This window comes from Sphingobacterium sp. ML3W, from assembly GCF_000747525.1.
Taxonomy (GTDB): Bacteria; Bacteroidota; Bacteroidia; order Sphingobacteriales; family Sphingobacteriaceae; genus Sphingobacterium.
Genome location: NZ_CP009278.1, coordinates 2,456,686 through 2,470,659, shown reverse-complemented (window position 1 = coordinate 2,470,659; position 13,974 = coordinate 2,456,686). Strand labels below are relative to the sequence as shown.

Genomic DNA, 13,974 nt, shown 5'->3' with positions numbered 1-13,974 from the left:
TCTGATGTCATTTTCAAACAGTGCAGCAAGCTAGAATGCACTAAACTGTTTAAAGCCGGGTTACATCAATACTTCTAGAACCAAGAAGTCTGACATACTTAGACACTCCAAAGTAACCGTTATCTGCAATAAGTAAAAATTCAAAATTTGAAAACATATTGACAAAGAAAATAGTTAAATTAGAAACAATCCTAATGCATGTAAAATGGTAAATCCAGAATCAGGTTTCTATGAGATCACAGACCCAAAAGGTAATACACATGATATATTCAGAACGCTATATTATCCAGCTTTAGAAGAAGCAAAAGCAACTGTTTTGCTCTTACATGGTATGCAGGAACATAGCGGTCGTTATGATGATTTTGCAAGATACCTTTCAACTAAAGGATATATCGTTATGACCTACGATCATCTTGGTCATGGGCGTTCAGTTAAGAGTAAGTCTTTCCTTGGCTTTATCCAAACCGAAAACCCAGGACAGCGCTTGGTTGATGATGCCATAGAGATGGCTCACCTCGTCGCGCAAATGTACCCTAATCTACCCCATTTTATCATCGGGCATTCAATGGGCTCCTTCATTACCCGTTGTGTGTTACAGGAAATAGGTGAATTATTTCTTGGCGTGGTACTTATAGGAACAGGTACAATGAATAGTGCCACCCTTATAGGCGAAAAACTACTTTCATTGTTAAATAAAGTATTGCCCCAAAGGAAGTTTACATTGTTCAACAAAACATTCTCTATAGTTAATAACCGAAAATTCAAGGACGAACCTAATCAACAAAACACCAATTGGTTGAGCCTTGCCAAAGACAATCGTGATCATTTTCTAGCAGATGACCTCTGCGGCATTCCCTTTTCTAATAATGCTTTTTATGCTACTGCCTATGTTGCCAACCGCGGCAGCGGTCCCAATTGGACCAAAGGAATTCCCACCAATATCCCATTTCTATTGGAAAGCGGAGAGCAAGATCCCATTGGCAATTTTGGCAAAGGTGTAATACAAACAGTAAAGGACCTCACTGACCATGGCAATTTAGATGTGCAGTACCATCTTTACCCCAAAATGCGGCATGAGCTGCTCAACGAGTCCATAAAGGCCCAGGTTTATCAAGAAATCGAGCAATGGTTATCCAAAAAGCTTTAACAAACCTTGGCATTGCATCGCAAAACTAAGTCATTTTATCCTTCACTATATGAGCATCATAAAAATCCTGATCATAGAAGACGAGGACGAACTAGCCAAAAGCATCGCTGCCTACCTTGCGTAAGAACAGTACCATTGTGAATTTGCTTCCACTTGTGCTGAAGCTTTGGATAAAATCCAATTGCACGACTATGACTGCAATTTACTAGATATCGGATTACCTGACGCCAATGGTTTAAGTGTCTTAGAAGCTCTTAAACCACAGGGAAAGCAAGAAGGAGTCATCATCATATCGGCTAAAAACGCCTTGGACGATAAAATAAATGGGCTTCAAATCGGAGCTAATGATTATTTAACCAAACCTTTCCATCTTTCCGAATTAACGGCACGTATCTATTCAATAATCCGTCACAAAAAAATTAGCAATGCCAATACAATCAAACAAAATGAAAATCTTCTTTTGATTACCAAGATTGATAATAGCCAATTTGACAATACCCAACATTTTCATTTTGACAATCTCGTACTACAGAGTGTAGAAACGTTACAAGAACATATGGAGCAAAAAAGATATTAGTCTACAGTTAGCGGTCCAAAGCAGCGTCAATGTGAGCGGCGACAGCAGTCTGACCGAAATCATGATCAGTAATCTTTTATTGAATGCCATACGGCATACAACAACAGCTTTTTTCACCATTCACAAACTATTTTACCTTCTCGTAAAAAAGCAATAACTCTTCCAAATAGGTCACATAGAGCTTCTCCTTAATTGCACGTCCTAAATCATCATAATGTTTGGTACCGTCAGCTGCAAGTTCAATAATTTCCTCATTGATTTGCACGCGAATACGCGCCTGATCTTTTTTCGTTTCATCAATCAGATAGTTGACCAACAATCGTCGATCTCTTCCAAATATACCTTTACCCTTTTGGATTACCTTAATTTGTACAAATCCACGTTTAGAGTCCATCGCCTGAATAAAATAATCCTTATCCAAAGCGTATTCAATTAATTTATCGAAACTCTCTTGCTTTCCCATCTCATCCATCACCAATTGTGGTCCTTTTATTTGAGCCATACCCACATAAGATACAAGCGATAAAATCAACACAAAATTTAAATTAAAAAAACACTTTTTACATTTAAACAAAAACATCATATAATCGCATTTTACAACTGACAATTAACAACTTAAAATATAGTTTAATTTCAAAAAATATGTTAGTATATTAATACTTCGAAAAGAAAACTCCTCCAATAAGTTGCCTAATCTATTTATCGACACAATTTGGATAAAGCATTCGTCCTGCAGTCATTTGCTGCACCATACATACCTTCTTAAATATAAAGAATTTTATTCAAAAACGATATCTAAAAAGAAAGATACCAATTTTTGATTCCTGAAAACCTTTTCCAAACTGATTTGTTTTTTAAGAACAAATTAAGTTTACCAAAGGAATGATATCATGAAAAACACGAAATTGAAAGACGAATTTGAGAAAGTAAACGAAAGCAGTGGCACTTCCCCCCATCGTTATAGTACCGAAGCATACCAGAAACCCAAAAAAGCAAAATGCAACAAAAATCTGCTATGGATTGGTGGGGCAATAGGCCTTTACCTCATGTGGCATTGCTGTCAATCTGGAAAATCAAAGAATAGTTTATTTTCATTTCTAGGATGTTCAGCAGACTCTTGCAACAGTGAGAGCTGCAAAGCTTAATTACTTTTAAATTGTTAACCCATAAACAACCATTACTATGAGAAAATTAACCTTACTATCCGTGGCTCTATCAGGCTGTATGCTATATGCTTGCAACAATACGCCACAAGAAAAGGCTAAACAGGAGATGAAAAAAACAGAAGAAAAAGCCCTATCAGCAGCAGAAGATGCAAATCAAGCTTCAAGTAAGCTTTCGAGTAAAGACATGGAAACGATTATCTATTCCAATATGGCGGCCGCAAATGAAGCAATTACTAAAATAAATATGCCTACTTTATCCAATCACAAAGCAAAAGAGCTTTGCTCCGACTTAGGTAAATCTATTATTGACCGTATTAATGCGCGCGATACCGACGATATCATCGATACTGAAAAAGATATTGTAGAGGATAGAGCAGATGTCTCCAAAGCATTACTCGAAAATAAAATTACTGAGAATGATAAAAATTTGATTCTAAAATATGCCGACGATTGTATTGCTGCAGCTCGAGCAACATTATAGTACTTATGCAGATTATGGTTATATAGTTTCGATTTAGTCAAAATTTTAGATTTTCTATTTACAAACACACCGTCATGATCGACAAAAGTTAAATACAATTGTCTAAATTACATGATGGTGTGTATTTTATTGAAAAGTAACCATTATCGCTGCCACATATAAATCAAGAAAATTACGAGAAGAATAACGGCTACCCACATGGTCCAAGGTACAGTCCTTGCAGCAGGCTTATCATCGCCGACATCATGTTTTTCTTTTGGCACCTCTTCCTTTGAGGAATCGGCTTTATTAGTTTTATTATATTCCATAGCTTCATTCCTTTTGTTTACATAATATAAACATTTTAGGCCTAGGATTGTTTCATTTAGGGATGAGGTGATGATAGTTTGATGATGTACTGCTTATTCTGTTTCGTAATTAAACGGCGAGATATTTGGAAGAATAAAAATTTTGGTGCTGATATGTTGTGACACTCCCAGTTGAAACTCACTAGAGCCCAGTAAATACATAACATGCTTATAATCAATAATTATTAAAATATTCATATTCTATGTGGGAACGATTAGATTCTTTTTACTCATCGAAAATGTGTACATTAAGCCATATCGAAGAAAATACAATCAAAATATATCAAATAGCGCAAAAGCCCATGGGTGGAAATCTGCCTATATTAAAGCGAAGTATCCAACTCCCATCTTTTGCCGATATGAAAACAATATTAATGATTAAAATAAAAGCTTGTTTTATCATTAATTTGGATAGCAAATCAACGGAAATGCATCCTTACCTCCAGTCCCTTTAGGACGATAAAACAGTCAATATAAAAATACCTATATGCAGCAAAAAAAATATTCATGTCCAATGGAGGACATACTCGTCACCTGGACGTACACTAAAAAAGAACAGTTTGACTATAAAAAATCAATCCTCCAACTTATTATCTAATCGAATACCAAAAATAAATTACATATGTATAAGAAGAGAACGATTATCGTTTCCAATAGATTACCTATACGCATTGAGCGTCAAGACAACGAACTCGTATTTATTTCCAGTGAAGGCGGCCTAGCAACAGGCCTAGGATCCGTCTACAAGAGTGATGAAAACATTTGGATCGGTTGGCCAGGAATCATTCCCTTAGATACAGCGGAAGAAGAAATCATAACTACCCGACTAGCCGAATTCAATCTGATACCTGTATTCTTGACAGAAGAGGAGTTAAAAGGTTACTACGAAGGATTTTCCAATGAAGTTCTTTGGCCCGTCTTTCACTACCGCCCCTCCTATGCGGTATACCGCACGACAGATTGGGAGACATACATTAGCGTCAACGAAAAATTCTGCTCTGTTATCGCACGACAGAACGTCCAGGAGAAAGATGAGGTCTGGATACATGACTACCAGCTGATGCTCCTACCTCAAATGGTCCGAAAGTCCTATCCCAGTATCGCCATCGGATATTTCCAACACATCCCCTTTCCCAATGATGAAGTCTTTAGAAGTATCCCATGGCGCAACGAATTATTAAATGGTTTATTGGGAGCCGATCTAATTGGTTTTCATACCTTCAACGATACCCAACACTTCCTCAACTCCTGCTCACACATTCTCGGGCTCAACGTCTACAACAATTGTCTACATGCTGGGGGACGAAGTATCTTTACTGAAGTATATCCAATGGGTATCGATTATGATAAATTCGCACAACTCGCCAATAGTAAACCTATCCAAGCTAGGGCCCAAGAAATAAAAGATTACTATAAAGATCAAAAAATTATCCTAAGCATAGATCGTTTAGACTACAGCAAAGGGATACTTGAGCGCTTGTTGGCCTATGAAAATCTCTTGTTGACCTATCCAGAGCTAAAAGAACAAGTGCTTCTGTACATGATCGTGGTACCGTCGAGAGATCATGTTGCACAATATAAACAGTTGCTAGATGAAATAGATCGTACTGTTGGCCATATCAATGCCATATATGGAAGCAATGAATGGACACCAATTGCCTACTTCTACAATTCATATCCGTTAGAAGAGCTGTCTGCTCTCTACGTAGCTGCAGATATCTGTCTGATCACCTCCTTGCGAGATGGAATGAATCTGGTATGTAAAGAGTATATCGCGAGCAAAGAAAATAGCAATGGCGTACTGATATTAAGTGAATTGGCAGGTGCAGCAAAAGAGTTGACACAAGCTATTCAGATCAATCCCAATGCCACCGACCAGGTAACCGCAGCAATCTATCAAGCATTGCATATGCCCGTAACAGAACAGCGCAGAAGACTCCAGGACAGCATCGACATCGTTAAAAAGTTCAACGTCCGCCATTGGGTCAGGCTATTTTTCAATCGCCTAAGGGAAATTAAGGTCTTCCAACAAAATGAAATGGCTCGTAGAATCAATACACAGACAAAGGAGTCGATACTCGACCAATACAATCGAGCCAAACGCAGGTTGTTCTTTCTAGATTACGACGGTACTTTGATTGGATTCCAAAATGACGCTGCTGCCGCAATACCGACTCGTTCCCTATACGACACGCTCAACATGTTACAGGAAGATGATGCTAGTCAGGTCGTCATCATCAGTGGTAGACCACATGAAACGCTAGACAGTTGGTTTGCCAATGAACGCTACTTCCTGGTTGCAGAACACGGTGCTTGGAGCAATTATCCGACTCATAAATGGCAAAGTGGTGCTATTCTATCCACGCGATGGAAAATTCCAGTTAAACACATTATGAGTAAGTTCGCTAACAATACCGCAGGTTGTGTCATAGAAGAAAAATCGTACTCCCTTGCTTGGCATTACCGTAAAGCGCAACCTGGATTAGGTCAATTACGCGCATTGGAGCTCGTAGAAAGCTTGCGCTACCTCGTACAACAGCATGGTTTACAACTACTAATGGGCGATAAGGTCATCGAAGTAAAAAACAGTGAACTTAATAAAGGTAAAGCAGCCATGGATATCGTCAATAGCTATAAGCCCGACTTTATATTTGCCATAGGTGATGATGCTACAGACGAAGACATGTTCTTAGAACTTCCCTCCACCGCCATAACAATCAAGGTAGGTAACAAAAAATCAGCTGCACAATTTTATGTGGACAGCCAACAAGAAGCAATACAACTGATTGAATATTTTGCATATAATAAAAATTCGCAGCAACAGAACGACACTGTGAAACATGAAACCAAAATAAATACCCATGACGAAACCAAAGAAGCATAAATATAATAGTGGCATTATAGGTAATTGTTCTTACATCGCTCACGTCAATGCAAATAGCAATATTACGTGGCTCTGTTGGCCCACATTTGAAGATTCATTTGTCTTCGGGGGTCTATTGGATAAAGAAAAGGGGGGAGAATTTTCCATTCTCCCCACTTCAGAATTGACTCACAGCGAACAACATTATATCGAAAACACCAATATCCTTTGCACCACACTGACGACAGCAGAAGGAAGTTACCGCATCACTGATTTTGCTCCTCGCTTTGAACAATACGAGCGCTATTACAAACCCCTGATGTTGATCCGTAAGGTCGAACCCCTGCATGGGCGGCCAAAAATCCATGTCCGGTGTACTCCAAAGTATGCTTATGGGAAACAAGATTTCAGCAAAAACCGAGGTAGTAACCATATCCAGTTCGAGCAAGAAGACATCAAAATCCGCTTGGCAACCAATATGCCTGTCAGTCATTTTTTCGATGATATCCCCCATGTACTCAGTAGCCCCATCTATTTGGTAATGACTTTTGGCAGCCCATTTGAAGCTCCAATCGAACGCACCGTTGAAGATTTCTTAAGCCGTACCACGGCCTATTGGCAACGTTGGGTCAAGAATGCCTCGATGCCTTCTTTCTATCAAAAAGAGGTTATCCGCTCGGCACTAGTACTCAAGCTACATCAATACGAAGATACTGGCGCATTGATTGCTGCAAGCACCACAAGCCTGCCGGAACATCCCGGCAGCGGACGCAATTGGGATTATCGTTATTGTTGGTTACGCGACAGCTACTACGTGCTGACTGCTCTGAGCCATATTGGCCAATTCGAAGAAATGGAAAAATACGCTTCTTATATTGCCAATATCACCCAGACCGACCGCGGGAGATTACAACCACTTTATGGAATAATGGGTGAACACGACTTGACCGAGTCTACTCTGGATCATCTTGATGGTTATATGGGCAACAAGCCCATCCGTTTAGGTAATCAAGCATTCGAACATATCCAAAACGATGTATATGGGCAGGCTCTGATTGCCCTACTTCCGATGTTTACCGATCATCGCTTCCGACATCAAAACATGGGACTTGCCAAATCATGGACCAGCTTTATCTTAAACAAGATTGAAAGTACCATTGATGAATTTGATGCCGGGATATGGGAATTCAGAAATTTTGAAAATCGACACTGTTATTCCAACCTATTTCAATGGGCAGGTGCTACAGCAGCCCTGAAAATTGCAGAGCAATATGGTTTTGAAGATATGAAAATTCAGGCACAACGCTTAAGAGTACAGGCCAGTCATCATATCGAAGATTGCTATGATCCCGAACGAGCTGTATATAGTACGGCAACTAAAAACAAAAACCTAGATGCCTCAACGCTGCAACTGATTATGATGAATTATTTAGATCCAGCAAGCGAGAAAGCAAAATTGCATCTAGAAGCATTGGAGAAAGAGCTCAAAGGTGAAAACGGTCTGTTTTATCGTTACTTGCACAAAGATGATTTCGGAAAACCTAAATCTACCTTCTTGGTATGTGCATTCTGGTATGTGGAAGCTTTGGCATGTGTAGGGCGGATTGAAGAAGCTCAAGAAACATTCAAGCAATTGCTCACCTTCGGCAATCACCTTATGTTGTTCAGTGAAGATGTCGATGAACAAGATGGAAGTCAATGGGGAAATTTCCCTCAAGCCTATAGCCATGTTGGTTTGGTCAATGCGGCCTACCGCATCTCTGTTAAGTTGGATAATCCAACTTTTTTATAAGCATATCACTTATGCCCCTAAATTGGGGCATAAGTTTATGAACAGTAAAATAATGATGTCAATGAAGTGATATTTAATGTAACTAACTAAAATTTAACATTTTACTGTTTCATGTTTAATCAATTACTTTAACTTAAGTTTTGTAAATTCTTCTTGTAGATTTATCAATCCAGGTAATGCTTCTAGGGCAAAATAAGTTACATCTGGCCATTCTCTTTCCTGTAGAAGCATCATATAGGCTCGAATACTGGCCTGTACGTGTTCTTCATATAGGCTATTCCATATAGCCTGATTTTTCACATCGTAGGTCTCAAAACTTTTCTGCGCGGCTTTCCAAATTTGTTCAAATTGACCTTTATCCAAATCCAACGATTTTCCTTTGACCACTTCAAGCAATGTAGGTTGAGTTTTTTCATAATAGTCTTTAGCACTATTACAGAGCATCAATATCTTTTTGTCTTTAGAATACTTCTCCATGAACTGTGTCATGATCAATCCCTCCGTTCGCATGAATACAATGTTACGTAGCATCGACTCTTCAGTAGTTCCCTGCTGAGAAACAGCAGGCATACTTAGAAAAGAAGACAGCACAATCCATAAGTACACCTGTATATTCATTTTAATTAATTATTTTCATTGTTTGTACGGCTATAAAGAAACCCCTTAGTACCCGTCTTGCATCGAAAAGTTTACAGGCCACAGTAGCATTCATTTTTTCATAAGCAAAACACTTATAATACACCTTATTAATATATTTTTAATAGCACATCTACTACCTACCGGTTTTATAAGCAATACAGCTGATAAAAGTCTTCATCTTGTACTGGTAGTAGTACATCCATCAACCTATCGAGAATCTGCATGCTTCCAGCTCTTTAATATGATAGCAAAAAAAATGCCCCAATTTCTCATGAAGGCATTTTTACATCACCATGTGAGGTTCTAGTTCAATGGCACAGGGGCATCTTTATAAATCAACCCTTCTTCTTTCAGTTCCTGCCACAATTGAGCAGGTATATCTTTGTGGAGTCCATTCACATTATCCTCCACTTGCTTAGCGGTACTTGCCCCAGGTATAACAGACACAAAGGCTTCCGCAGCTAATACAAACTGTAACGCTATTGCGATGATATCCACCCCGTGGCGTGCCCCAACCTGCGCAATCCTATCCCTTTTTTCAATCATTCCCTTCGGAATCACCTCTTTATAATTATAACGACCCCTACCACATACAAAACCTGAATTATAAGCAGCACCAGATACCAATTTGATACCTCTAGACTTAACGGCTGGCAAAAGACGGTCCACGGCATCCTCATGCTGAAGAATGGAGTATTGCGTCGCTGATAAACATATGTCAGGGTCCGCCACTTCCAGACAATCCAAGATCGGTTCTATTGTATTAACTCCCATCCCCCATCCTTTGATGATTCCTTGCGCTCGGTAATCCGACAATACTTTAAAAGCACCCTTTTCTGCCTGCTTAAAATAATAGTCATAACGATCACCTACTTGCTCTTCAGATAAGTCATGAACAAAGACAATATCGAGATGGTCCACATCCATACGTAAAAGACTATCCTCTATCGAGTGCTTGGTAGCATCTGCTGTATAATCGTGTTTAAAGTCAAAAGGAAAAGGATCTTTCCACATAGTTGGTGGCACTGCTTCCGGAATAACTGGTGTAAATAATCTACCAATTTTGGACGAAATCAGATAATCCATTCGTTTTTGTTCTTTTAAAAATTCGCCAAAGCGAGCTTCGCTTTTTGTCAAACCATACCACGGAGATGTATCATAATAACGAATGCCCAATTCCCATGCCTTCTTCAAAACCTCTTGAGCCTGTACATCGGAGAGTTTTTCAAAACCCGTTCCAATTGCTACACCACCTAAACCCAAACGGTGTTTTTCTTCAAATAACTCAGCCATAATATCCCTCTATTTATGCATTAATCTCTAATTATATAACAAGCCAACCACCAAAATGTTCAATACACGGACGAACTGTTTCATTTAAAGTCTAAAACTTCCAAGTACTGAGATTATGCCTACAACTGCTGACATAGTCATTGTTGAAATTTATATTACCATGCAAGCTACGTTACTGATGAAAAAAATAATAGTCCTGCAGCTACTCATTTTTTCGTAGCAACCCAAATACAGCGACCACTATATCATTCCACCATTACACGAACATTGACCCTATCTAGGTCCAGGTCAACTGAACGAATCGAGCCACCTCGTGTATGCGGAGGAATACCTTCTGCCGTATTGAGTATAGGATCCACTCGCAAATCCCTAGCTTGGTCCAATTGAGCCCGCAGCAAAGGCAACCTATTAGAAATCCAATTTTTCAACCGAATATCCTGAATGGCATAATCTTCATATGCCCGAACAAATAAGGCGATAGTCTGTTCATGAGAGGCGATGGCCAATTCTTTGAAGGTTTGATTAAAATGAGTCGAATCTGTACTATTCAACATGTCCCAATGTTTCTTTTGATCTTCACCAAGACCATCTACAAACTTCATCTTATGACCTTTAGCAAGATCTTTAAATTCTCGTATTATCTTTTGATGATCATCAATCAATAATTCTGCATAGGCATTTATCACATCATTATTTGATTTTTCTCGTGCTAATTGCGCAATTGATATTTCATAATGATTCGACAGATATGCCTGACCCAAAAAATCCTTCTCAGAATTTTGCTGTTTAAATGCTAATAGGGCAATTATGCCTAGCACAATGCTACTCAATTTCAAATACTTACCCATTTTCTAAAATTTAAAATGATTAGTTTACTATTACTAGATTCACCACATAAATAAAAATATCTTCTTCACGATTCTTAGTACAAGATTTTTTATCGATTGCGTTTATTACGACAAAATACAATTCGTACTACTTTAAAAGAAGCGATAATCTCTATAAATGGTTCATAAAAAATGATATTTAGGTGTTTTACCCGAGTCAAGCAGGTATTTATATTCATTCTAGTAAGACATTCAAAACAAGAAAATTGCATTTAATTTAATTTCCGGTGATTAATTCTTAACCAATCAGTCAACCTACCTGAGTACATGATTTCAAACATAATGATTACCGACCAAAAGCGGATATAAGTACGTTCAAGCAGATAAACCACCCTTATTTCTGCTTTTCATTTATTTTCAGGATGTAGCCTACTGAAAAACAAGGACTATTCGTTATAACAAAGCTTTACAGGAAATGCAACGAATTAATCTATAGCCCCCGGTTAGATTTGTTTTCTATATCGCAACTATCTAGTACAAAATATTTTAACATTTCGATCGTTATATATATATTATACCCAATAACAAGGAGGCGGATATGAAAAATATAGATTTAAATGTCTTATTTCATGAGAAAAGACAAATCCTAAACCACTTTGCGAGTCAGTTTACATCAGATTACAATGAAAAAGAAGATCTGATTCAAGACACTTTAATAAAAGCCCTAAAATCAATCGATCATTTTAGGGACGACCCCAATCTGATGACTTGGCTATACGTGATCATGAAAAATACGTATATCAATCATTATCGTCATGAAAAGCGTCAAACGGCCCTTTATGAAGATTATGCCATGGCCGATTATTCAAACAATACAGAAAACAATGCTACGGAAGATAAACTACTTGGCGCTGATATACAAAAAGCTATGGACAGTCTGTTGCCCGAGAATGCCGAAATTTTCAGGCTTTATCTCGAGGGGTATAAATATCATGAGATAGCGGAATTTTTCACTTATCCAGAGGGCACAATCAAATCTCGTATCCACCTTGCACGTAAGATGCTACAAAAAAAATTAAAAATGTACCAAGACAATTAATCTTGCAAGATACACTCATACAGATTCTAAAAAAAAATAGCTCCTGTAAGGTCAAAAGTTACCAACTTTTAATCATTATGCCAGCGATCATGCTGGCATAATCAAATTCTATACAACGAGCGCATCTAGCAATCTTGAAAATAGGATGGTATAGTATGTGTCAAAAGCAAGCTGTCTATTGCAATAGGCTTTCGGTTTAGATGGTCACACGTCCACCAGTTGCCGCAATAGTTGCCCCTGAGATATAAGATGCCGCAGCAGATGCAAGAAAAACATATATCGGTGCTATTTCAGCAGGTTGACCGGGTCTACCCATTGGTGTATTTTTACCGAAATTTTCATGATCAGGTATGGTGCTCGGAATCAGCGGCGTCCAAACTGGCCCAGGCGCAACAGCATTGACGCGTATGCCGGAACCCTCCTCTAAAAATTGCTGGGCTAGACTCGAAGTAAAGTTTTGGATAGCAGCTTTAGTCGCATCATAAGGTAGCAAAGTAGGATTTGGATCATATGCATTTACAGAAGTCGTATTGATTATACTCCCCCCTGGAGGAAGATGTGGCTTGGCATGCTTCGATAGATAGAACATACCACTTACATTTGTTTCAAATGTTTTATTCCACTCCGTTGCCGAGATATCCATAATGGAAGTATAACTCATCTGGTATGCTGCATTATTGACTAATACATCCAATCGGCCAAAGGTCTCCAAGGTATGGTAAATCGCAGATTGACAAAATGATTCATCTCGAATATCTCCACGGATGAGCAGTGCATTTCTTCCAGCCTGCTTAACCCACTTTTCGGTATCAGCAGCATCCTCTTGCTCGATTTCATCCAAATAAATAATAACAATATCGGCACCTTCACGCGCCATCGCAATAGCTATTGCTTTCCCTATACCCGAGTCTCCCCCAGTAATCAAACAAACTTTTCCAGTCAATAGTCGATTCCCTACATATGAATATTCACCATGATCAGGTAAAGGGTCCATTTTCTTTGAAACACCAGGAACAGATTGCGTTTGTTTTTTAAATGGAGGTCTGGGATACTGTGTCTGCGGATTTTCTGTATTTTTCATGAGAATAAATTATTTATTCACTAATCTATTAATTCTTTTAAAGCATTCATTCCGACTTCAGCAGGATGAAAAATACGGAGCTGTCATGAGCATATTAATTTCGACTTATACGTAGGTGATAGCTTCATAAATGCATTATTCAGATTTCCTACTTAAAACTAACTATTTATTCAAGCGAGTCCAAAGCAGTAGAATCATTCTTTAGCGTATCACTTTGCATGCTCATTTCTTGTTGTTCACTAAGATTGTATCGAGTTTCGTCTCCAGCAGAAGGCGCTATATTATCAGTAGTAGTTTCTGTTTTTTGCTGACATCCAGCCATCAAGATCGTGAGTAAAAGTCCAGCTGTTAATATTTGTTTCCAATTTTCCATCATAACGTCTCATTTTAGTCTATAAAAAGATAACGAGTCATATCTATCTTTGTTTCAAACAGAAAAAACAAACCGCATTAAACTTTTAAAAGCAAGTATAAATACTGAAATATACAAGCCGCTCAGATAGCAGGTGGACTTAAACTATGCTTCCAGTTTGTTGTTACATACGTAAGACATCCCAATGTATTTCTTTTCGAGTTTTCATTTGACCTTACGGCTTATATTGATGGTAAATTAGTCAGAAAGAATTATAATATCCGAAGCAAGAAAAAGAACCCATAATTTG

General features: G+C 38.3%; 14 protein-coding genes. 7 read left to right on the top strand and 7 right to left on the bottom strand.

Annotated elements, in window-relative coordinates; translation table 11 throughout:
* The first annotated feature begins 205 nt into the window (after positions 1–205).
* Complete coding sequence (locus tag KO02_RS10490; RefSeq protein ID WP_038698123.1) at positions 206–1,147, top strand: alpha/beta fold hydrolase; 942 nt, start codon at positions 206–208, stop codon at positions 1,145–1,147.
* 166 nt (positions 1,148–1,313) lie between these two features.
* Positions 1,314–1,724, top strand: a complete 411-nt coding sequence (locus tag KO02_RS10485) for a response regulator (protein ID WP_051959865.1) — start codon at positions 1,314–1,316, stop codon at positions 1,722–1,724.
* A gap of 127 nt (positions 1,725–1,851) precedes the next feature.
* Here KO02_RS10485 and KO02_RS10480 read toward each other — a convergent pair whose 3' ends face one another.
* Positions 1,852–2,259 (bottom strand): hypothetical protein, encoded by a 408-nt coding sequence (locus KO02_RS10480; RefSeq protein WP_144243302.1) that lies wholly within the window; start codon positions 2,257–2,259, stop codon positions 1,852–1,854.
* A 355-nt stretch (positions 2,260–2,614) separates the two neighbouring features.
* Here KO02_RS10480 and KO02_RS10475 point away from each other — a divergent pair, with 355 nt between their 5' ends.
* On the top strand, positions 2,615–2,869 hold the full coding sequence (locus tag KO02_RS10475) for a hypothetical protein (RefSeq protein WP_038698119.1): 255 nt from the start codon (positions 2,615–2,617) through the stop codon (positions 2,867–2,869).
* A 37-nt stretch (positions 2,870–2,906) separates the two neighbouring features.
* On the top strand, positions 2,907–3,371 hold the full coding sequence (locus KO02_RS10470; RefSeq protein WP_038698117.1) for a hypothetical protein: 465 nt from the start codon (positions 2,907–2,909) through the stop codon (positions 3,369–3,371).
* A 143-nt stretch (positions 3,372–3,514) separates the two neighbouring features.
* Here the strand turns inward: KO02_RS10470 and KO02_RS23780 are convergent, their stop codons facing one another.
* Positions 3,515–3,679, bottom strand: coding sequence for a hypothetical protein (locus KO02_RS23780; RefSeq protein ID WP_158500284.1), 165 nt, complete (start codon positions 3,677–3,679; stop codon positions 3,515–3,517).
* A gap of 661 nt (positions 3,680–4,340) precedes the next feature.
* Here KO02_RS23780 and KO02_RS10460 point away from each other — a divergent pair.
* Together KO02_RS10460 and KO02_RS10455 are read left to right on the top strand one after the other, a co-directional pair.
* A complete protein-coding gene (locus tag KO02_RS10460) occupies positions 4,341–6,602 on the top strand; it encodes a bifunctional alpha,alpha-trehalose-phosphate synthase (UDP-forming)/trehalose-phosphatase (RefSeq protein WP_081918355.1) in 2,262 nt (753 codons plus the stop codon).
* Positions 6,580–8,373 carry a glycoside hydrolase family 15 protein gene (locus KO02_RS10455; RefSeq protein WP_038698113.1) on the top strand — a complete coding sequence of 598 codons (1,794 nt, stop codon included), beginning with the start codon at positions 6,580–6,582 and terminating at the stop codon, positions 8,371–8,373. Before KO02_RS10460 ends, KO02_RS10455 begins: the two co-directional genes overlap by 23 nt.
* 123 nt (positions 8,374–8,496) lie before the next feature.
* Here KO02_RS10455 and KO02_RS10450 read toward each other — a convergent pair whose 3' ends face one another.
* The 3 genes from KO02_RS10450 to KO02_RS10440 form a co-directional block, all read right to left on the bottom strand.
* The gene (locus tag KO02_RS10450; protein ID WP_038698111.1) at positions 8,497–8,991 is read right to left on the bottom strand and encodes a hypothetical protein; all 495 of its coding nucleotides are present in this window, start codon (positions 8,989–8,991) and stop codon (positions 8,497–8,499) included.
* Positions 8,992–9,315: 324 nt separating this feature from the next.
* Positions 9,316–10,305: an aldo/keto reductase gene (locus tag KO02_RS10445; protein WP_051959864.1), complete on the bottom strand. Its 990-nt coding sequence runs from the start codon at positions 10,303–10,305 to the stop codon at positions 9,316–9,318.
* A 245-nt stretch (positions 10,306–10,550) separates the two neighbouring features.
* Positions 10,551–11,153: a DUF4142 domain-containing protein gene (locus KO02_RS10440; protein ID WP_038698109.1), complete on the bottom strand. Its 603-nt coding sequence runs from the start codon at positions 11,151–11,153 to the stop codon at positions 10,551–10,553.
* Between the two features lie 577 nt (positions 11,154–11,730).
* On the opposite strand from KO02_RS10440, the gene KO02_RS10435 reads away from it, so the two are divergent.
* Entirely contained in the window at positions 11,731–12,231 is a 501-nt protein-coding gene (locus KO02_RS10435; protein ID WP_038698107.1) for an RNA polymerase sigma factor, read from the top strand.
* A 196-nt stretch (positions 12,232–12,427) separates the two neighbouring features.
* On the opposite strand, the gene KO02_RS10430 is transcribed toward KO02_RS10435, so the two are convergent.
* Both KO02_RS10430 and KO02_RS10425 read right to left on the bottom strand, forming a co-directional pair.
* Positions 12,428–13,312 (bottom strand): SDR family oxidoreductase, encoded by an 885-nt coding sequence (locus KO02_RS10430; protein WP_038698105.1) that lies wholly within the window; start codon positions 13,310–13,312, stop codon positions 12,428–12,430.
* 166 nt (positions 13,313–13,478) lie between these two features.
* Positions 13,479–13,688, bottom strand: a complete 210-nt coding sequence (locus tag KO02_RS10425) for a hypothetical protein (RefSeq protein WP_144243301.1) — start codon at positions 13,686–13,688, stop codon at positions 13,479–13,481.
* Positions 13,689–13,974: the final 286 nt, after the last annotated feature.

Bases quoted from the DNA above. Each gene is read 5' to 3' on its own strand.
- KO02_RS10490 (WP_038698123.1), top strand. From the start codon at position 206: ATGGTAAATCCAGAATCAGGTTTCTATGAGATCACAGACCCAAAAGGT.
- KO02_RS10475 (WP_038698119.1), top strand. From the start codon at position 2,615: ATGAAAAACACGAAATTGAAAGACGAATTTGAGAAAGTAAACGAAAGC.
- KO02_RS10470 (WP_038698117.1), top strand. From the start codon at position 2,907: ATGAGAAAATTAACCTTACTATCCGTGGCTCTATCAGGCTGTATGCTA.
- KO02_RS23780 (WP_158500284.1), bottom strand. From the start codon at position 3,679: ATGGAATATAATAAAACTAATAAAGCCGATTCCTCAAAGGAAGAGGTG.
- KO02_RS10460 (WP_081918355.1), top strand. From the start codon at position 4,341: ATGTATAAGAAGAGAACGATTATCGTTTCCAATAGATTACCTATACGC.
- KO02_RS10455 (WP_038698113.1), top strand. From the start codon at position 6,580: ATGACGAAACCAAAGAAGCATAAATATAATAGTGGCATTATAGGTAAT.
- KO02_RS10450 (WP_038698111.1), bottom strand. From the start codon at position 8,991: ATGAATATACAGGTGTACTTATGGATTGTGCTGTCTTCTTTTCTAAGT.
- KO02_RS10445 (WP_051959864.1), bottom strand. From the start codon at position 10,305: ATGGCTGAGTTATTTGAAGAAAAACACCGTTTGGGTTTAGGTGGTGTA.
- KO02_RS10440 (WP_038698109.1), bottom strand. From the start codon at position 11,153: ATGGGTAAGTATTTGAAATTGAGTAGCATTGTGCTAGGCATAATTGCC.
- KO02_RS10435 (WP_038698107.1), top strand. From the start codon at position 11,731: ATGAAAAATATAGATTTAAATGTCTTATTTCATGAGAAAAGACAAATC.
- KO02_RS10430 (WP_038698105.1), bottom strand. From the start codon at position 13,312: ATGAAAAATACAGAAAATCCGCAGACACAGTATCCCAGACCTCCATTT.
- KO02_RS10425 (WP_144243301.1), bottom strand. From the start codon at position 13,688: ATGATGGAAAATTGGAAACAAATATTAACAGCTGGACTTTTACTCACG.